This window comes from Acinetobacter pittii, assembly GCF_034067285.1.
GTDB classification, from domain to species: Bacteria; Pseudomonadota; Gammaproteobacteria; order Pseudomonadales; family Moraxellaceae; genus Acinetobacter; species Acinetobacter pittii_E.
In genome coordinates, this window is the sequence record NZ_CP139286.1 from 1,259,975 (window position 1) to 1,278,640 (window position 18,666).

The window sequence follows — 18,666 nt, forward strand, 5'->3', positions numbered from 1 at the left end:
GAGTTTATTCTTCATCATCATATTGGCTGTAATACTCAGGAGAGAGATTACTAAATCGAGTATATTGACCTTCAAAAGCAAGACGAACTGAACCAATTGGACCGTTACGCTGCTTACCAATAATAATTTCTGCAGTGCCAGCTTCTTTCGACTCTTTGTTATAAACCTCATCACGGTAAATAAACATAATTAAGTCGGCATCCTGCTCGATCGCACCGGATTCACGTAAGTCGGACATTACAGGGCGTTTATTTGGACGGTTTTCCAGACTTCGGTTAAGCTGGGAAAGTGCGATAACAGGACATTGCATTTCTTTCGCTAGTGCTTTTAAGCTACGAGAAATTTCTGAAATCTCTCCTACACGGTTATCACCCATACCTGGAACTTTCATAAGCTGCAAGTAATCGACCATGATGCAACCAATTTTACCATCATGCATTTTGGCAACGCGGCGGGCACGGGCACGGAGTTCAGTTGGAGGTAGAGCAGATGAGTCATCAATATACAAATGCATTTGTTGAAGCTGCAAAATTGTACCAGTTACCTTGGTCCATTCATCTGCATCTAAATTCCCCGAACGTAAATGTCCTTGATGAACTTTACCCATTGCAGAAATAAGACGCATCGCAATCGAGTCTGCTGGCATCTCCATTGAAAATACCAGAGCAGGTAGTTTGTTATATTGCAAAACACTTTCAACCAAATTCATGGCAAAGGTAGTTTTACCCATCGATGGACGTGCAGCAACAATAATTAAATCACCAGGTTGCATACCTGATGTTTTATTATCAAGTTCTAAGAAACCTGTAGTTAAACCTGTAATATTGCCGTCTAATTTTGAAAGCTCGTCTAGCTTGCTAATAACGTCTGCGGTAACTGAACTAATAGATTTAGGGCCTGCATCTTTTTTATTATTATTGTGCTGTTCTGCTAAAGAGAAAATACTCGTTTCAGCTAAGTCTAAAATTTCACTAACACCACGACCTTTTGTGTCATAAGCATTTTGTAAGATTTCAGTACTAACTTTAATCATACTGCGTAGAGTAGAAAATTCTTTAATTTTAGTGGCATAGGTTTCTAAATTATAGAAACTTGATGGTGAATCAGCCATGAGCTGCATTAAATATTCTTCGCCACCAATAGCATCAAGTAAATTTTGTTTTAGAAGCCAGTCACTTACTAAGACAGCATCATAGGGTGAGTTTTCCTGTGCTAATTTCTCGATTGCACGAAAAATATATTTATGACGAGTCGCGTAAAAATCATTTTCTTTTAGTACATCGTTGACTTGCTCAAAAGATTCAGCAACTGTCATCAAAGCAGCCAGAACAGCTTGCTCAATGGCTAAATTGTGTGGGGGAGTGCGAAACTCTTTAAGTTGGCCTGATTCACTCGTTTTATTTTCTATTGGAGATGAAAGCGCTAAAGAAGTGGCATTCGCCTGAGACATAATTAGACCTGATGATAAAGAAGGGTGTACACAACGAGGCTGTAAAGCCGAGAACTATCTTAAAACAAAATTAAATAAACTACCTAATTAAAAAACCAATTAAACTGAAGAACTGATCAGGAATTAATATATCTTATTTTAAAATTTGAAACATAAAAAAAGAGCATGCAAAAGCATGCTCTTTTTTTTGATGAGAAATTACTCAGATACGATAGTAACGAGAACTTCTGCAACAACATCATGGTGCAATTGAATTGCGATGTTGAATTCACCAGTGTGACGAAGCGCGCCATTTGGTAAACGAACTTCTGCACGGTCAACTGTAAGACCAGCATTCGTTAATGCGTCAGCGATGTCACGAGTACCGATAGAACCGAACAGTTTACCTTCGTCACCAGCTTTAGCAGTGATAACGATGTTAACTTCGTTCAATTGTTCAGCACGTGCTTGAGCAGCAGCTAAAACTTCAGCTTCTTGCTTCTCAAGTTCAGCACGACGAGCTTCAAAAGCAGCAGTGTTAGCTTCAGTAGCTGCAACTGCTTTACCTTGAGGGATAAGGAAGTTACGGCCGTAACCAGCTTTAACTGATACTTTATCGCCTAATTTACCAAGGTTCTTAATGCGTTGTAATAAGATAACGTCCACAGATCACCTCACTTATGGTTGTCAGTGTACGGAATCAAAGACAAATAGCGAGCTTGTTTGATAGCAAGTGCTAATTGACGTTGATAACGAGCTTTAGTACCAGTGATACGGCTAGGAACAATCTTGCCGTTTTCAGTGATGTACTGTTTTAAAGTGTCGATATCTTTGTAGTCGATGTACGCAACATTCTCAGCTGTAAAGCGGCAGAACTTGCGACGACGGTAAAAACGTGCCATTGATGTTCTCCTTATTCAGCTTCTTGAGCAACTTGCTGTGCTTCTTCGCGTTGAGCTTTACGCGCACGCTTTTCTTCAGCACTCTTAGCAAGCAATGACTCTTCAGTGATTGCGTGTTCACGACGGATGATAAGGTTACGAATGATCGCGTCGTTATAACGGAATAATTCTTCTAACTCATCAAGCGTAGTTTGACCACATTCAACATTCATAAGAATGTAGTGCGCTTTGTGAATTTTGTTAATTGGGTAAGCCAATTGACGACGGCCCCAATCTTCTAAACGGTGAATTTGACCTTCAGCTTCTTTGATCTGAGAGATATAGCGTTCAACCATACCTACAACTTGATCGCTTTGGTCTGGGTGTACCAAAAGTACGATTTCGTAATGACGCATTGTCAGCTCCTTACGGTTTAAACAGCCCCTAATCAAAAAATTAGAAGCAAGGAGTCATAACTTAATAAGTTATGTCGCAAAAATTGCGAAGGCTGAATTATAGGTAAAAGTTCGACTAAAAACAAATCTTTTGATCAGAAAAGTAAAACTTCTTTACTATAAAGAGGAAATCCTCTCTTGTTTAAAAGAGAGGAAGATTTGGAGCAGGGGATTGATAGGTAAAGCTAAAACTCAAACTTAACAGGGTAATTAATATGACCGAGTAGAGGAAAAATCGTTTAGCCCAGAGTTGATCATTTTCGGCCTTAAATCCAATAACTGATAAATATAACCAATAAGCTGTTAAAGCATTAAAGGTAATTAAAAAGAAGATATTGGTATAGCCAAAACAATATAATCCATTCAAAACAGCTGCAAATAATAGGATATAAATGACACATTCAATTTTCGTACGATAAATAGAACGTGCTACAGGCAAAATTGGAATTCCCGCATTTTTGTAATCATCAAAACGATAAATTGCAATTGCCCAAGAGTGAGGCATTTGCCATAAAGCGTATGCTAAAAACAAAAGCAAGGCTGCTGCATCAAATTGATGAGTTACTGCGGTATAACCAATAACAGGAGGGCTCGCTCCGGAGATGCTACCAATGACGGTTTGATGGATTGAGGTGCGTTTGGTCCACAAACTATAAAAACCGACATAGACAATAAAACCAATCATTGCAAACAAAAATGCATAACCATTTACACCGAACCATAAAATGCTAAAACCAATTACTCCAAGCACTAATGCATATATCAGCGCAACAGTAGGAGAGATTGTTTTTTTAACAAGTGCGCGGTTTTGGGTACGCTGCATCTTTGTGTCAATATCTTGATCTATAACATTATTAACCACACAACCAGAGGCCACAACTAAAGTTGTTCCAATTAGGGTAAGAAGTAATAATGAGATGTCTATAGAGCCTTGGGCGGCTAAGAAAAAGCCGCCCAAGGTGGTAATGAAATTACCGAAGAGAATTCCTGGTTTAGTCAGGAATAGATATTTTTTCAACATGACAATCAGTTTAGATCATCATATTGTAGTGAAGGTAATTCATAATCCACACAGAACCAATTAAAAGTACAGCGATACAGAGGATTGTGTAGATAAATGCAATCATATTCCAACGTTGTTCAGATGATGTATTCATGTGTAAGAAGTACACAAGTTGTACAAGAACCTGAGCAACCGCAGTGATCGCAATCACAGTAACTAAAAGACCACGACTGAAACCACCCATCATCACCATCCCGAACGGGATGATGGTGAGGATAACAGAAAGGATAAATCCAACAGTGTATTGCTTAAAGTTACCGTGTGACGCACCAGCAGCATTATGCTCATGACTACTCATTAGAGAACTCCCAGTAAGTAAACGACGCTGAATACACAGATCCAAACGATGTCAAGGAAGTGCCAGAACAAGCTTAAGCAAGCAAGACGACGTGTATTCGGTAAAGTCAAACCTTTAGTTTTGATTTGATACATTAATACAAGCATCCATACTAAACCAGAAGTTACGTGGATACCGTGTGTACCAACCAAAGTAAAGAACGATGATAAGAATGCACTGTGAGTTGGACCATGACCTTCTTCTACAAGGTGATGGAATTCATAGAGTTCCATACCGATGAAGGTCGCACCAAAAAGGAATGTAATAAATAACCAAGTGATCACTTGATTTACATTCTTTTTATAAGATGCAAGTACAGCAAAACCGAAAGTTACCGATGAAATCAATAAGGCAAATGTTTCAGTTAACACGTAGCCTAATGACTCATGGAATAGGTCATATGCACTTGGAGTCCCTGCTGGAACATGACTGCTTAATACAGCGAACGCAATGAAGAGTGATCCGAAAAGAATCAAGTCACTCATCAAGTATGTCCAGAAACCAAAAACCGTTAAATCAGTATCATCATGTTCATGATGACCGTCATGGCCGTGGTTGTCGTGATGAAGTACTTCAGCCATTTCCTTAGTCCTTCTTCAAGTGTTTTTCAAGTAAAGCATAGCGTTCGTTTTCAATACGCTCAACTTCAGCAGCTGGAACATAGTAATCAACATTCTTAGTGAATGAGCTTACGATCAAGCTAACAACAGCCGAAACGAATGAAACAACAACGAGCCACCAAATATGCCAGATGAGTGCAAAGCCAAGAAGCGTAATGAACATTGCAATGACAAAACCAGCAGCACGATCAGTCGGCATGTGGATGTCTTCATATTTAGTGTTACGTGCGTATGCTACACCGTTTTCTTTGTCAGTCCAGAAACGGTCGATACCGCTTGCATCTGGTTCATGCGCAAAGTTATAGAACGGAGCAGGAGAAGAGGTTGCCCACTCAAGCGTACGAGCATCCCATGGATCGCCTGTAAGGTCCATGTTGTCTTTACGTTGTAAGAAACCAACGATGATTTGCATTAGGAAACATGCAATACCAATTGCAACAAGAACAGCACCAAATAATGCAATTGCGAGGTACGGATCCCACTCAGGGTTGTCATATGTATTCAAACGACGAGTCATACCCATGAAACCAAGGATATAAAGTGGCATGAATGCAAAATAGAAACCGAAGAACCAGAACCAGAACGCAGCTTTACCCCATGCTTCATTGAGCTTCCAACCAAACATTTTTGGCCAGTAGTAAATGATGCCGGCAAACATACCAAACACCACACCACCGATAATTACGTTATGGAAGTGAGCAATCAAGAATAATGAGTTGTGTACCAAGAAGTCCGCAGGTGGAACAGCCATAAGTACACCAGTTAAACCACCGATACCGAATGTTACAAGGAAGCCAAGCGTCCATAACATTGGAGTAGTAAAGGTGATGCGACCTTTATACATGGTGAATAACCAAGAGAAGATTTTCACACCAGTAGGAATCGCAATAACCATGGTCATGATACCAAAGAACGCGTTAACGTTCGCACCAGCACCCATGGTGAAGAAGTGGTGAAGCCATACAACGAACGCAAGAACAGTAATTGCGATAGTTGCATACACCATAGACTTGTAACCGAACAACGCTTTACGAGAGAAGGTTGCAACGATTTCTGAGTATAGACCAAATGCTGGTAATACCAAGATATATACTTCAGGGTGACCCCATGTCCAGATCAAGTTCACATAAAGCATTGGGCTACCGCCAAGCTCATTTGTGAAGAAATGGAAGCCGAAGTAACGGTCAAGAGTAAGCATTGCAAGAGTACCTGTTAATACAGGGAACGATGCAATGATTAATACAGCCGTACAAAGTGAAGTCCACGTGAAAATAGGCATGTCCATTAATTTCATGCCAGGTGCACGCATTTTGATGATGGTAACGAAGAAGTTAACACCAGATAAAAGCGTACCTAGACCAGAAACCTGAAGTGCCCAGATATAGTAGTCAACACCTACACCAGGAGAATATTGAATGCCAGATAGAGGAGGGTAAGCCATCCAACCAGTCGCAGCAAATTCACCTAATACAAGTGAAAGCATCATTAAACCAGCAGCACCAGCGAATAACCAGAAGCTTAAAGAGTTTAATAATGGGAAAGCAACGTCGCGAGCACCAATCTGTAAAGGTACAGAGATGTTCATCATACCTACAACGAGACCCATTGCTACGAAGAAGATCATGATTACACCGTGTGCGGTGAAGATCTGGTCGTAATGGTCAGGATGTAGATAACCTTCGCCGCCACCTTTAGCGAGGAAAAGTTGTAAACGCATCATGATCGCATCAGCGAAACCACGCAGAAGCATGACAACAGATACGATGATATACATGATACCAATCTTTTTGTGGTCTACCGTAATAAACCACTCATTCCACAAATATCCCCATTTTTTAAAATAGGTGATACCGCCAAGCACTGCAATTGCACCAATTGCCATAAGGACCATGGTGACAAGTACGATTGGCTCTGTCGGGATAGAGTCCCAACCCAGTTTACCAAAAATCATATCCATGTCTTATTCCCCTTGAGCAGCATGTTCAGCTGCAGCATGAGTGTCAGCTGTTGCGTGTTCAGCAGAGTGGTCAACACCATGATAGTTACTCATATAGTGGTTGATAATTGTTTCAAACAATTTTGGTTCAACTGAAGAGTAATAAGTCACAGGGTGTGGCTTAGTCGGGAACGGTTTCATAGCTTCAGCTTTAGCAAGCGCTTCTTGATCACCAGCAGCTTTAGCACGATTTACTAAATGCTCAATCTGATGCTTAGAACGGTCACCATCACGTAAGGTTGCCAATTCAGCTTGGTCAAGCGTAGTTTTTTGAACTGCTTCTGGGTTAATGGTTGAACCATTACCTGCTTTAACCGCTGCTACCCATTCATTGAATTGTTGCTCTGTAACGCTATGCGCCTTGAAACGCATTTGAGAGAAACCGTAACCTGAGTAGTTAGAAGAGAAACCACGATATACACCAGTTTCATTTGCTAACAAATGAAGGTGAGTTTGCATACCTGCCATTGCATAAATCTGGCCGCCTAACTGTGGAATGAAGAATGAGTTCATTGTAAAGTTAGAAGTGATTTTAAAGCTTAACGGAGTTTTTTCAGGGAAACGTACTTCGTTAACTGTTGCAATGTTTTGTTCAGGATAAATAAAGATCCACTTAAACTGTTCAGCAACAACTTGAATAGTCAAAGGTGCTTTATCTGATTCTAAAGGACGGTATGGGTCATACTTGTGGGAACCCCACCAAGTTAACCAAGCTAAAATACCAATAATAATGACAGGGATACCCCATACTACAACTTCAATTGCAGTTGAGTGTGCCCATGTAGGTTTATAGTCTGCATCTTTATTTGACGCGCGATATTTCCAACCAAACCATAATGCCATGATGATTGAAGGAATCACCACAAGTAACATTAAATAGATCGCAGTCATCATAAGGTCACTTTGACCTTGACCAACTGGACCTTTAGAGTTTAGAAGTACCATATCACCACCACACCCAGTCAAAAGTGCGGCAAGCGTTGATAAAGACAATACAGCTAAAATCGTTTGTCTCATTTTACAACCTCGGTGAAGAGTCCCATTCCCTAATTAAATATGGGATAGCGATTAAAGTGTCGCATGATTGAGAACGCTAATTCTAAAATTTAGACTTCTCAATTATATGACACCGCTACGTTGTAGGGCATTATGCCTCATATCGACAAACTAAGCTATACATAAAGTAGGCTGAAATAATTGTTTTAAAACCCGATTTTTTTTGTAGGGTATCTAATTTCAAAAGAGCTTTTATTTAAATATCAACTCTCTATAGAAAAAAGGAGGCGGGGTACCTCCTCTTTTTTTAGACATTAAATGAATGAGTCATTCACTATCATTTGATCACTTTTGTTCTTGCAATTTTGTCATGTAAAGCTTGTCGCTTTTGTCCTAATGCAAAAGCGTAGTCAATAATTGTACTGATCGGCATAAACAGTAAGTTTAATATAATAAAAACAATACTTCTTAATAAGAAGATACGAGTTAGATTAACCTTGCTATTGTCCTCAGCATCTACAATTTTAATTCCAACGATTTTCTTACCTATACTTTGCCCAAACTTTGTTAAAAGGATGGCTTGAATTGCAAGCATAATTACGACATAAACAAGCATTGAATGCCACGCTTCTATCGGAATTAAAGTAAAAAGTTGCTGTTGCAATTCTGCAGCTTTAGTTGATGCAACTTCTGCAGATTGCATTTGTTTTTGTAATTCGAATAATTGCTTATATTGAGCTTCATTAAAGAAAAAAGAAGGAATTGCAGCGATTGGTAACCATAGCAATAAATCAATAATTTTCGCTAAAGCCCGAGCTGGGATAGACGCAAGTTCATGAACTTTAGGTTCTACACGAATTTGACGAATAGTTTCATTAGGTGAAGTATTCGTGTTTATCGGAGGTACAGAATAACCAATAGGTTGATATACAAGTTTACCTTGGGTTAATTCTCCTAAAGCTTTCCATTCTGTCATGCCTTCATGCCAAGCTAAATCAGTCAACAAAATTTGTTGGCTCGCCAACATTTGATTTACTTGTTCTAAAGTATAAGGCCCAGCTTGTTGATTATTACGTGCCAAGTAAATTTGCATAAATAAAAATTCTCTATTCTAAAGATGAAAAAAGACCCACGGATGGGCCTTTTTTTATAACTTATTAGATTTGCTTGATTTTTTCTTCAGCAAGGAAGAACCATGTATCTAAAACTGAGTCTGGGTTAAGAGAGACAGATTCAATACCTTGTTCCATTAACCATTTTGCAAGATCTGGATGGTCTGAAGGACCCTGACCACAGATACCTACATATTTACCTGCTTTACGGCAGGCATGGATTGCCATTGAAAGAAGTGCTTTAACCGCTGCGTCACGTTCATCAAATAAATGTGAAACAATACCTGAGTCACGGTCAAGACCTAATGTTAACTGAGTTAAGTCATTAGAACCGATAGAGAAGCCATCGAAGTGTTCAAGGAATTGTTCAGCCAACAAGGCATTAGTTGGTAATTCACACATCATGATTACTTTTAAGCCATTCTCGCCACGTTTCAAGCCATTTTGTGCAAGTAATTCAATAACGCGTTTTGCTTCAGATACTGTACGTACAAAAGGAATCATGATTTGAATGTTGGTAAGACCCATTTCATCACGAACTTTCTTAAGTGCACGGCATTCTAATTCGAAACAATCACGGAAGTTATCAGATACATAACGGCTAGCACCACGGAAACCGAGCATCGGGTTTTCTTCTTCAGGCTCGTATAACTTACCGCCAATTAAGTTTGCATATTCATTTGACTTGAAGTCAGACATACGAACGATCACTGGCTTGTCACCAAATGCAGCAGCAAGAGTTGCAATACCTTCAACCAATTTTTCAACATAGAAGTCTACAGGTGACGCATAACCTGCAGTACGCGTTAGAACCGCAGCGCGAGTTTCACGAGGTAGGCTGTCAATGTTGAGTAAGGCTTTAGGATGCACACCGATCATACGGTTAATAATGAATTCAAGACGAGCAAGACCAATACCTTCGTTTGGAATTTGAGCAAAGTCAAATGCACGGTCAGGGTTACCTACGTTCATCATAATTTTGAACGAAAGTTTAGGCATAGATTCAATTGAGTTGCGTTGAACTTCGAAATCTAATGCACCTTCGTAAATGAAACCTGTATCACCTTCAGCACAAGAAACAGTTACTTCTTGACCGTCAGTTAATACTTCTGTTGCGTTACCGCAACCAACAATAGCAGGTACACCAAGTTCACGTGCAATAATTGCTGCGTGACATGTACGACCACCACGGTTAGTGATAATTGCAGCAGCACGTTTCATTACCGGTTCCCAGTCAGGATCGGTCATGTCAGATACAAGAACGTCACCTTCTTGAACTTTGTCCATTTCTTTAATTGAGTTAACAATACGGACTTTACCAGAACCAATACGTTGACCAATTGAACGGCCTTCACAAAGAACAGTACCTCTTTGTTTGAGAAGGTAGCGTTCCATAGTGCCTACATTTTGGCGGCTTTTTACAGTTTCAGGACGAGCTTGAACAATATAAATTTGACCATCATCACCGTCTTTTGCCCATTCGATGTCCATTGGAGCACCGTAATGTTTTTCGATGATAAGTGCTTGTTTTGCAAGCTCTTGTAGTTCATGGTCATTTAAAGCGAATTGTTGGCGCTCTTGTTTTTCAACGTCAACAACAACAACAGATTTACCCGCAGAACCTTCTTCACCATAAATCATTTTTTGGTGTTTAGAGCCAAGATTACGGCGTAAAACAGAATGTTTACCAGCATTTAATAATGGTTTAGATAGGTAGAATTCATCAGGGTTAACCGCACCTTGTACAACCATTTCACCTAAACCGTAAGATGCTGTGATAAATACAACATCACGGAAACCAGATTCTGTATCAAGTGTAAACATTACACCCGCAGCGCCAGTTTCAGAACGAACCATGCGTTGTACACCAGCAGACAATGCCACAACGTCATGATCGAAGCCTTGGTGTACACGGTAAGAAATTGCACGGTCATTATATAAAGAAGCGAATACTTCTTTGATCGCAATAAGTACGTTATCAATACCGCGAATATTCAAGAAAGTTTCTTGTTGACCCGCGAAAGATGCATCTGGTAAATCTTCAGCAGTTGCAGATGAACGAACGGCAACCGCGATATCAGGATTGCCGTTAGAAAGTGCTGTAAAAGCGGCGCGAATTTCTTGTTCTAAGGTTGCAGTGAGTGGAGTCTCTACAATCCATTGACGAATTTTAGCGCCTGTTTCTGCAAGAGCATTTACGTCATCAACGTTGAGTTGAGCAAGTTCTGCTTGAATTCGAGCGTTAAGACCACTTTGGTCTAAGAACTCACGATAGGCAGCAGCAGTAGTTGCAAAGCCACCAGGTACCGATACACCAGCATTTGATAAATGGCTGATCATTTCACCCAAAGATGAGTTTTTCCCACCTACGAGTTCGACATCGTGTTTCCCTAATTTTTCTAGACCGATTACGCGCGCTTCCAAAGTTTTCACTCCACTTTTGCAGTATTAATGTCTATCTTGGCATGAAATTATAAAAATAAAGTGCTTAGTTGAGAATTATACTAAGCGACAGTCATGTAAGATCAGTTTACTATAAAGATTATATAGCACTAAGACAAATGTTTAAGGAGAATTTTAATGTCAGAAAGTAAACAGTTTAAGCGGAGTGTTTTTTTTATTTCTGATGGAACTGCAATTACTGCCGAGACCCTTGGACATTCGTTATTAGCTCAATTTCCCAATGTAGATTTTGATATCCATATCATGCCGTATATTACCACTGAAGAGGCGGCAATGGATGTGGTGGTTGAGATTAATCGATGTCAAACCAAAGACGGTTGTCTCCCTTTAGTATTTGATACTTTAGTCGATCCGCATGTACGAGAGATTATTAATACGGCTAAAGCGGTTAATCTGGATGTATTTGAAGGCTTAATTAGTAAACTTGAGCAAGAGCTTGGGACACCACCAACAACATTGGTCGGGCAGACCCATGCGGTAACCGATTCTGAATACTATAAAGCCCGTATTGATGCTGTTCATTTTGCGCTTGATAATGATGATGGGGCACGTACTCGTCATTATGATAAAGCGGATTTAATCTTAATTGGAGTTTCCCGCTCGGGTAAAACGCCGACTTCTATTTACTTATCTCTTCAATTCGGGATTCGTGTTGCAAACTACCCATTAACTGAAGAAGATTTGGACGATAACCGTTTACCAGCAGTATTGAGAGCTCATCGTAGTAAATTATTTGGTTTAATGATTGATGCTGAACGTTTAGTTGCGATTCGTAGTGAGCGTAAAGCGAATAGCCGTTATGCGAGTTTTAGCCAATGCCAAATGGAGCTTAGAGCAATTGAAGGAATTTATATTTCAGAAGGTATTAAATATTTAAACGTGACCGAAATGTCAATTGAAGAGATTTCAACACGTATTTTACAAATGACGGGATTAAAACGTCGTATTGGTTAATTTAATCAAGTGCTTAGTTTAACCATTCGATTTTTTATATTAATTTATAGATAAGTTGAATGGTTTTTTAATATCTATCATAGTAAAAAATAAAAGTTTTATATATAAAACCAAATATTATTAAATGGTTTTTATTGGTTATAAACCCGTAGTCGTTTTGAAACTCATTCGTAAATTTAAATAATACTATTGAAAAGAAATGTATGTTTTTTATAGCGCTAAAAAATAGTAATTATTTATTTTTTCTAAATATTTTTAGAAAGCATCCATAAAAAATCCATAATTCATAAAATGTTAAATAGATCACACTTTTTTTGGTGTTATGTGATTGAGTTTTGATTTTAATTATACTTTCCCACCTCGATATGGGACTATCCGATTATCAAAATGCTAAGAAAATGTGTTTTTTCATTGGTATATATCTTGCCACTTAATTTATATGCCGCTCAAGTGGATGAATTGCGAGAGCAAGCTATTCATATTTACAAAACTGGACAAACTCAACAAGCAATATTGCAACTAGAACAATTGCTAAATAAGTACCCGCATGACCAAAAGTTGCTAGCCGATTATTTAGTTGTAATGGCAAGTGAGAAAAAAGATCTAATGACTTTTTCTCAACATTTAGCAAATATTAATTATGTGAATTTTCCAGAATATGGGCAATTCCCATTAATACGTAATTTCCGTGATTTTAAACACTTTAAAAATGCGATTGAATGGTCAAACAAATTTAATATTCAAAAAACGCCTGATGGGCAAATTTTGTTAGCAGTTTTATATGCCGAGGCTCAAGATACTGTAAATGCAAAACTACACTTAAAAAATATTAAAAGTAAAAAACTTACAGCAGATCAACTTGTTCGAGTTGCCTATGCGTATCGACTCATCAATTCACCCGTAGATGCTTTATCTGTAATTGAGCAAGCTTATCAGCAACAACCAAAGTCTTTTGCAGTTTTGCAAGAATATACTTACGACTTAGCCGCTGTAGGCGCCTATAAAAAAGCTCAGCAGTTATTGCTTGCCAGTGATAAAAATGTACAAACTGAATCGCTTCAGCATTGGTTAAAGGTCAGTGAGTTTTCTCAACGCGTAAATAATGCAATTACTCGCTATAAATATCTCAATCGAGAAGGTTTATCGGATAGTGAAGGTTTTTCAGAGTTAGATGAAGTATTGAAGCAAGGTGAACAAATACAGCCTTTGATTCAATCTTCAGACCCTAATTATTTAAGATTTCATTATGACTATTTGTATGCTTTGGACTTTCGTGGGCGTAGCCGTACGGTATTAGATGAGTTTGCTAAATTAAATATGCCTTTAGAAAAACTCCCGGCTTATGTGCGTCATGCGATTGCTGATAGTTATTTAGCTGAAAGAAAACCGCAGCAAGCTGAATTTGCTTTTAAAACCCTGCTTACCGAAAAAAACTACTCAGATATGACGGTATATACGGGGCTTTATTATTCTTATATTGAACAAGAAAAATATAAACAAGCTGAACAACTTTTGAGTGACGTTGATCGGTTGATTCCTACGTATAAATATAGTCAAGCGAAAGGCGTAGATAAATCAAGCCATCCTGATCGTGATGATTATATTGCTTTACAAGGTATGCATTTAGCTTATGCAAACCATTTGGATCAATCAGAAAAGCACTTTCAGAAACAAGTAGATCTTGCACCTGCTAATGAAGGTTTAATTAATAACCTTGCTCGTGTTGAGCGCTGGAGAGATAAGCCATTACAGGCGAAGCAAACAATTGATCGTTTAAATGGTTTAACACCAGTTGCTAAAGATACGCGTATTAACCAAATGCAAAATGCTCAGGCTTTAGGGAATATTCCTGAGTGGCGCAAAAGCACAGAAAGTCTTTTGCAATATTATCCTGAAGATAGCGGGGTAGTTAAAAGTCGAAAAGAGTTGGATGATCGTGATAGAGCAACGATCTCGCACTCAACAACTTGGGGCCAAAGTAAAGCAGAGAACAGTGATTCTGTGAGTGGGCAAAATGGTTTGAAAGACCGTGAAATGGAAACTCGTATTAATAGCCCGTGGATTAAAGATAATTATCGTCTATTTGCTTGGCATCAAGATCGTTACGGAGAATACCGTTTTGGAGATGTGCATGACCAACGTTATGGGGTCGGCGCTGAGTGGCAAGCAAACCGTAAGGCATTGTCGGCAATCTTGTCGCAAAGTACAGATGGTGGACAAGCCGGTGCTCGCCTTGATTGGTCGCAATGGTTAAACGACCACTGGCAATATCAATTGCAATATGACAGCCAAGCTAATATTCCATTACAGGCAATTGATGCTGGTGAGGATGGACAAGCTTACCGTGCTGCTCTGACATGGCAAAAAGATGAGTCACGTCAAATTGGGGCAAGTTATGGCTTAACCGATATAAGCGACGGTAATAAACAACAAGAGTTTTCTACTTTTTGGCGCGAGCGATTATTTGATGCACCTCATCATATTACCTACGGAACGGTGCGTGGATTTTATGGCAGCAATAGCCAAGATCAGACCGCTTACTTTAGCCCAAGCAATCATTACAGCGCTGAGCTGAATTTAAGTCATGACTGGGTTACTTGGCGAGAATATGAACGCTCATTTAAACAGCATTTTGAAGCTGGAGTAGGGCTTTATAAACAAGCAGATTACTCAGCTCGACCAACATACTCTTTGCAATATCAACATCAATGGCAGCTCTCACGGACTTGGCAACTTAATTATGGAATTGGTTGGCAATACCATCCATACGATGGTCATGATGAACAACATACCTACGGTATTTTCGGATTTGAAGGGCGTTTTTAATGAATAATATGATGTCAAAAATGTTGAGTTGTGTGTTTGCCTCAACATTATTACCCGTACAATTTTCTCATGCCCACGTTGAAACTGAACTACCAAAAAATCATACGGTTTCTTTAACTTTTCATGATGTCAGAGATGACGTACTCAAGGAAGGTGACCGTGATGTTTATGCGATTCAGACCAATAATCTGGCACAGTTTCTTGATTGGCTCAGTCAGTCCGATTGGAAACCGATTCGTCTAAAAGACATCGAAGAGGCGCGTAAACAAGGTAAAGAATTACCTCATAACTCTATTCTACTCACCTTCGATGATGGTGCTTTGAGTAGTTACAGCCGAGTATTTCCTTTACTTAAGCAATATCAGATTCCAGCAGTTTTTGCTCTTCCAACCAGTTGGTTAAATGGCAATACTCAAGCAGGTTATGAAGCTTATGGGCAAGGTAACTTGGTGAATTGGGCTCAAGTTCGTGAAATGCAAGCCTCAGGTTTAGCAGAGTTTGCAAGCCATAGCGATGATTTACATCATGGCGTATTGGCCAATCCTCAAGGCAATGAGCAACCTGCTGCGACTTCTTATGCCTATTTAAAATCGCAATCACGTTATGAAACCGATACAGAATATCAACAACGTATTTTGCAGGATTTAAAAAAATCTCATGCAGTTTTAAAAAAAGAAATAGGTGTTAATCCGAAAGCAATTATTTGGCCATATGGCGCGGTAAACGAGCAATTAGAAAAACTAGCGCAACAGGCAGGTTTTCAATTTTCGTTCAGTCTAGGACGTGATGGCATGAATCGCGTAAGTGACTCAACTTTTAACCGCAGCCTAGTCATTAATAATCCTACGGCCGAACAACTGACAGAAGGCATGATAAATATTCTGAATTTCGAAGAGTCAGATTTATTTAAGCAACCTCGTCACTTTGTAAGTATGGATTTAAAGGAGTTAGCAGCTCAACAAAATGCTCAGACCGATGAAAAATTAGGGCAGTTGTTATCAAAATTATATAGCTTAAAAAACAATGCTTTAATCTTAAAGCCTTTAGAGGATAAAGATGGGGATGGGCAATATGATGTTGCTTATTTCCCTACAAATAAAATGTCTGTCCAACAAGATATTTTAAACCGTAGTTTATGGCAGGCTCAAACTCGTGCGGGTCAATCGGTAATATTAGAATTACCAGCTTATCCGCAAAAAGATAAACCATTTTTAACTGTAGATTTGGCTAAGGATATAGCACGCTTTAACAGTAATTTAAGTGGTGTTCAACTTAATGCGGGAACATCTTTAAATTGCGCAATGCAAAAAATCACAGTTCAGGAAAATAGTTGCATTGAACAATCTAAACATCTCGCACAACTTGCCCAGCTGACTAAAAAAGCAGTTAAACCTTATTTAAATATGAGTAATCAGGCACAGTTTAGTTTATTGCTTACACCTGATTTAGATCATATCGAAAATCTACCTGAGCTTATAAAAACGCTTTTATTGCAACATGATTTAGTCAATTTAAAGTTCGATGTGATTGGCAAGAAAAAGCAATTTCATCAGTTATTAATGCTTTTAAATACACTTGATGAAAATGATAAGCAAAGATTAATGCTGACTTTAGCGTTACCAGAAAAATCGCAAAAAACTGCTTGGACTGAAGTGCAGCAAGCCCTCTTTGCTATTCAGCGGATAGGCATTCAGAAATTTGGTATTGATGGCTATGATTTTGAAAAATCAAAAGATGTTCATCAATATTTATATAATCCGATTAGTTTGAATGCTAGCCCTGTGATGTATCAGCCTTTTGCTGGATTGGTAGAGGGGAAAAAGTAATGAGAGTATTGCTCGATATTCTGTTTGCTTTTGCCTTTTTATATCCCTTACTGATGGCATGGACATGGATGGTGGGCGGACTCTGGTTCTTCTTTAAAAGAGAATACCGTGAACAAGCGCTTCCTGAACCTACAGGCGAAGGATGCAGTATCATCATTCCGTGTTTTAACGAAGAAGCGCAAGTACGCCAAACAATTCGTTATGCGCTACAAACCCAATATCCTAATTTTGAAGTGATCGCCGTCAATGATGGAAGTAGTGACAGAACAGCTGAAATACTTGATGAATTGTCAGCGCAAGATTCACGACTTCGGGTTGTGCATTTGGCAGAAAATCAGGGTAAGGCCGTAGCTTTAAGATCGGGAGTATTGGTGAGTAAATACGAATATCTTGTTTGTATTGACGGCGATGCATTACTACATCCGCATGCTGTACTTTGGTTAATGCAGCCCTTTATTAATTTCCCGCGAATTGGCGCCGTAACGGGTAATCCAAGAATTTTAAACCGATCTAGTATTTTAGGAAAATTACAGGTAGGTGAATTTTCTTCGATTATTGGTTTGATTAAACGTGCACAGCGTACATATGGTCGTATTTTTACAGTATCGGGTGTGATTGCAGCATTTCGTAAAACAGCACTTGTTCGAGTGGGATTTTGGTCAGACGATAAAATTACTGAAGATATTGATATTTCATGGAAGCTACAGCTCGACCATTGGGATATTCAATATATTCCGCAAGCGCTTTGCTATATCTATATGCCTGAGACATTTAAAGGGTTATGGAAACAACGTCTTCGCTGGGCACAAGGTGGGGTAGAGGTTCTTATAGAATATATTCCACAAATGTTCAAACTGCGTGTTCGCAGAATGTGGCCTGTCATGATTGAGGCGCTAGTCAGTATTATCTGGTCTTATGTCATGATTATGATCTTCACGCTATTTTTTGTGGGATTATTTATTGAACTGCCTCAACAATGGCAAATCAAAACGCTTATGCCACAGTGGTACGGTGTAATACTCGGCGGAACATGTTTAATTCAGTTTTTAGTGAGTTTGTGGATTGACCAGCGCTATGACCGAGGGCGTTTCTTTAGAAATTACTTTTGGGTCATTTGGTATCCGTTATTTTTCTGGTTACTGACTTTGTTTACAAGTGTTGTGGCGGTACCAAAAACTTTATTTAACACTAAAAAACGTGCTCGCTGGGTAAGTCCAGACCGAGGCTTCCGTGGAGATAACCCATGAAACCTGAGGAAAATAAGAATATCGAAGCGCTAGATATTCCTGAATATATTGACCAGCCAGAATATGTCAAAAATAAAACGGCAAACTATACATTACAAACAGTTGGTTGGTTCTGTTTAATGTGGTTGCTATTTCCGTTGGTTTCATTGTTTTTATGGGTGTTTGAAGGGCATTTAATTTATGACTACGTCTGGGTTGACCATATATCAGAAGTTAAGACCTTACTACATTTAGCATTGCTCATCGGAATTAGTGCGCTCATTTTAATTTTGTGGGCGAGCTATAACTGGATTAGATTTAGTGGCGAAGATCGACGAGCTAAGGCACCTAATAGTTCAGTTGAATTACTAGCCGCCCAATTTTTGGTTACGCCCGAGATATTAACTGAGTTGCAAAAAAAACAACGCATCATTTTGCATTACGATGATCATGGTAATTTGCAAAAATATGAGTAAATAAAA

General features: G+C 39.0%; 16 protein-coding genes. 5 read left to right on the forward strand and 11 right to left on the reverse strand.

What is annotated here, in order from left to right; genetic code table 11:
* Positions 1-4: 4 nt before the first annotated feature.
* The 11 genes from dnaB to ppsA form a co-directional block, all read right to left on the reverse strand.
* Positions 5-1,450: a replicative DNA helicase gene (gene dnaB, locus SOI81_RS05950; RefSeq protein WP_016140559.1), complete on the reverse strand. Its 1,446-nt coding sequence runs from the start codon at positions 1,448-1,450 to the stop codon at positions 5-7.
* Positions 1,451-1,648: 198 nt separating this feature from the next.
* On the reverse strand, positions 1,649-2,095 hold the full coding sequence (gene rplI / locus SOI81_RS05955; protein WP_000382591.1) for a 50S ribosomal protein L9: 447 nt from the start codon (positions 2,093-2,095) through the stop codon (positions 1,649-1,651).
* 8 nt (positions 2,096-2,103) lie between these two features.
* A complete protein-coding gene (gene rpsR, locus SOI81_RS05960) occupies positions 2,104-2,331 on the reverse strand; it encodes a 30S ribosomal protein S18 (RefSeq protein WP_000090661.1) in 228 nt (75 codons plus the stop codon).
* 11 nt (positions 2,332-2,342) lie between these two features.
* A complete protein-coding gene (gene rpsF / locus SOI81_RS05965) occupies positions 2,343-2,726 on the reverse strand; it encodes a 30S ribosomal protein S6 (protein WP_002119610.1) in 384 nt (127 codons plus the stop codon).
* A gap of 181 nt (positions 2,727-2,907) precedes the next feature.
* On the reverse strand, positions 2,908-3,786 hold the full coding sequence (gene cyoE / locus SOI81_RS05970) for a heme o synthase (protein WP_239976658.1): 879 nt from the start codon (positions 3,784-3,786) through the stop codon (positions 2,908-2,910).
* A gap of 10 nt (positions 3,787-3,796) precedes the next feature.
* Complete coding sequence (cyoD, locus tag SOI81_RS05975; protein ID WP_016140561.1) at positions 3,797-4,126, reverse strand: cytochrome o ubiquinol oxidase subunit IV; 330 nt, start codon at positions 4,124-4,126, stop codon at positions 3,797-3,799.
* Positions 4,126-4,746, reverse strand: coding sequence for a cytochrome o ubiquinol oxidase subunit III (gene cyoC / locus SOI81_RS05980; RefSeq protein WP_016140562.1), 621 nt, complete (start codon positions 4,744-4,746; stop codon positions 4,126-4,128). The genes cyoD and cyoC overlap by 1 nt, the downstream gene beginning before the upstream one ends.
* Before the next feature lie 4 nt (positions 4,747-4,750).
* On the reverse strand, positions 4,751-6,742 hold the full coding sequence (cyoB, locus tag SOI81_RS05985) for a cytochrome o ubiquinol oxidase subunit I (protein ID WP_224991331.1): 1,992 nt from the start codon (positions 6,740-6,742) through the stop codon (positions 4,751-4,753).
* A 3-nt stretch (positions 6,743-6,745) separates the two neighbouring features.
* On the reverse strand, positions 6,746-7,798 hold the full coding sequence (gene cyoA / locus SOI81_RS05990) for a ubiquinol oxidase subunit II (protein WP_016140564.1): 1,053 nt from the start codon (positions 7,796-7,798) through the stop codon (positions 6,746-6,748).
* A 316-nt stretch (positions 7,799-8,114) separates the two neighbouring features.
* Positions 8,115-8,870 carry an RDD family protein gene (locus SOI81_RS05995; protein ID WP_016140565.1) on the reverse strand — a complete coding sequence of 252 codons (756 nt, stop codon included), beginning with the start codon at positions 8,868-8,870 and terminating at the stop codon, positions 8,115-8,117.
* A gap of 64 nt (positions 8,871-8,934) precedes the next feature.
* Entirely contained in the window at positions 8,935-11,322 is a 2,388-nt protein-coding gene (gene ppsA, locus SOI81_RS06000; RefSeq protein ID WP_171067911.1) for a phosphoenolpyruvate synthase, read from the reverse strand.
* Positions 11,323-11,469: 147 nt separating this feature from the next.
* On the opposite strand from ppsA, the gene SOI81_RS06005 reads away from it, so the two are divergent.
* From SOI81_RS06005 to pgaD, 5 genes are all read left to right on the forward strand, one after another.
* Complete coding sequence (locus SOI81_RS06005) at positions 11,470-12,306, forward strand: pyruvate, water dikinase regulatory protein (protein WP_002119749.1); 837 nt, start codon at positions 11,470-11,472, stop codon at positions 12,304-12,306.
* A gap of 387 nt (positions 12,307-12,693) precedes the next feature.
* Positions 12,694-15,132 carry a poly-beta-1,6 N-acetyl-D-glucosamine export porin PgaA gene (gene pgaA, locus SOI81_RS06010; protein WP_320541379.1) on the forward strand — a complete coding sequence of 813 codons (2,439 nt, stop codon included), beginning with the start codon at positions 12,694-12,696 and terminating at the stop codon, positions 15,130-15,132.
* Positions 15,132-16,958, forward strand: a complete 1,827-nt coding sequence (gene pgaB, locus SOI81_RS06015; protein WP_320541380.1) for a poly-beta-1,6-N-acetyl-D-glucosamine N-deacetylase PgaB — start codon at positions 15,132-15,134, stop codon at positions 16,956-16,958. Before pgaA ends, pgaB begins: the two co-directional genes overlap by 1 nt.
* Positions 16,958-18,205, forward strand: coding sequence for a poly-beta-1,6-N-acetyl-D-glucosamine synthase (gene pgaC, locus SOI81_RS06020; protein ID WP_320541381.1), 1,248 nt, complete (start codon positions 16,958-16,960; stop codon positions 18,203-18,205). Before pgaB ends, pgaC begins: the two co-directional genes overlap by 1 nt.
* On the forward strand, positions 18,202-18,660 hold the full coding sequence (gene pgaD, locus SOI81_RS06025; RefSeq protein WP_320541382.1) for a poly-beta-1,6-N-acetyl-D-glucosamine biosynthesis protein PgaD: 459 nt from the start codon (positions 18,202-18,204) through the stop codon (positions 18,658-18,660). The genes pgaC and pgaD overlap by 4 nt, the downstream gene beginning before the upstream one ends.
* Positions 18,661-18,666 lie beyond the last annotated feature (6 nt).

Bases quoted from the DNA above. Each gene is read 5' to 3' on its own strand.
- dnaB (WP_016140559.1), bottom strand. From the start codon at position 1,450: ATGTCTCAGGCGAATGCCACTTCTTTAGCGCTTTCATCTCCAATAGAA.
- rpsR (WP_000090661.1), bottom strand. From the start codon at position 2,331: ATGGCACGTTTTTACCGTCGTCGCAAGTTCTGCCGCTTTACAGCTGAG.
- rpsF (WP_002119610.1), bottom strand. From the start codon at position 2,726: ATGCGTCATTACGAAATCGTACTTTTGGTACACCCAGACCAAAGCGAT.
- cyoE (WP_239976658.1), bottom strand. From the start codon at position 3,786: ATGTTGAAAAAATATCTATTCCTGACTAAACCAGGAATTCTCTTCGGT.
- cyoD (WP_016140561.1), bottom strand. From the start codon at position 4,126: ATGAGTAGTCATGAGCATAATGCTGCTGGTGCGTCACACGGTAACTTT.
- cyoC (WP_016140562.1), bottom strand. From the start codon at position 4,746: ATGGCTGAAGTACTTCATCACGACAACCACGGCCATGACGGTCATCAT.
- cyoB (WP_224991331.1), bottom strand. From the start codon at position 6,742: ATGGATATGATTTTTGGTAAACTGGGTTGGGACTCTATCCCGACAGAG.
- cyoA (WP_016140564.1), bottom strand. From the start codon at position 7,798: ATGAGACAAACGATTTTAGCTGTATTGTCTTTATCAACGCTTGCCGCA.
- SOI81_RS05995 (WP_016140565.1), bottom strand. From the start codon at position 8,870: ATGCAAATTTACTTGGCACGTAATAATCAACAAGCTGGGCCTTATACT.
- SOI81_RS06005 (WP_002119749.1), top strand. From the start codon at position 11,470: ATGTCAGAAAGTAAACAGTTTAAGCGGAGTGTTTTTTTTATTTCTGAT.
- pgaA (WP_320541379.1), top strand. From the start codon at position 12,694: ATGCTAAGAAAATGTGTTTTTTCATTGGTATATATCTTGCCACTTAAT.
- pgaB (WP_320541380.1), top strand. From the start codon at position 15,132: ATGAATAATATGATGTCAAAAATGTTGAGTTGTGTGTTTGCCTCAACA.
- pgaC (WP_320541381.1), top strand. From the start codon at position 16,958: ATGAGAGTATTGCTCGATATTCTGTTTGCTTTTGCCTTTTTATATCCC.
- pgaD (WP_320541382.1), top strand. From the start codon at position 18,202: ATGAAACCTGAGGAAAATAAGAATATCGAAGCGCTAGATATTCCTGAA.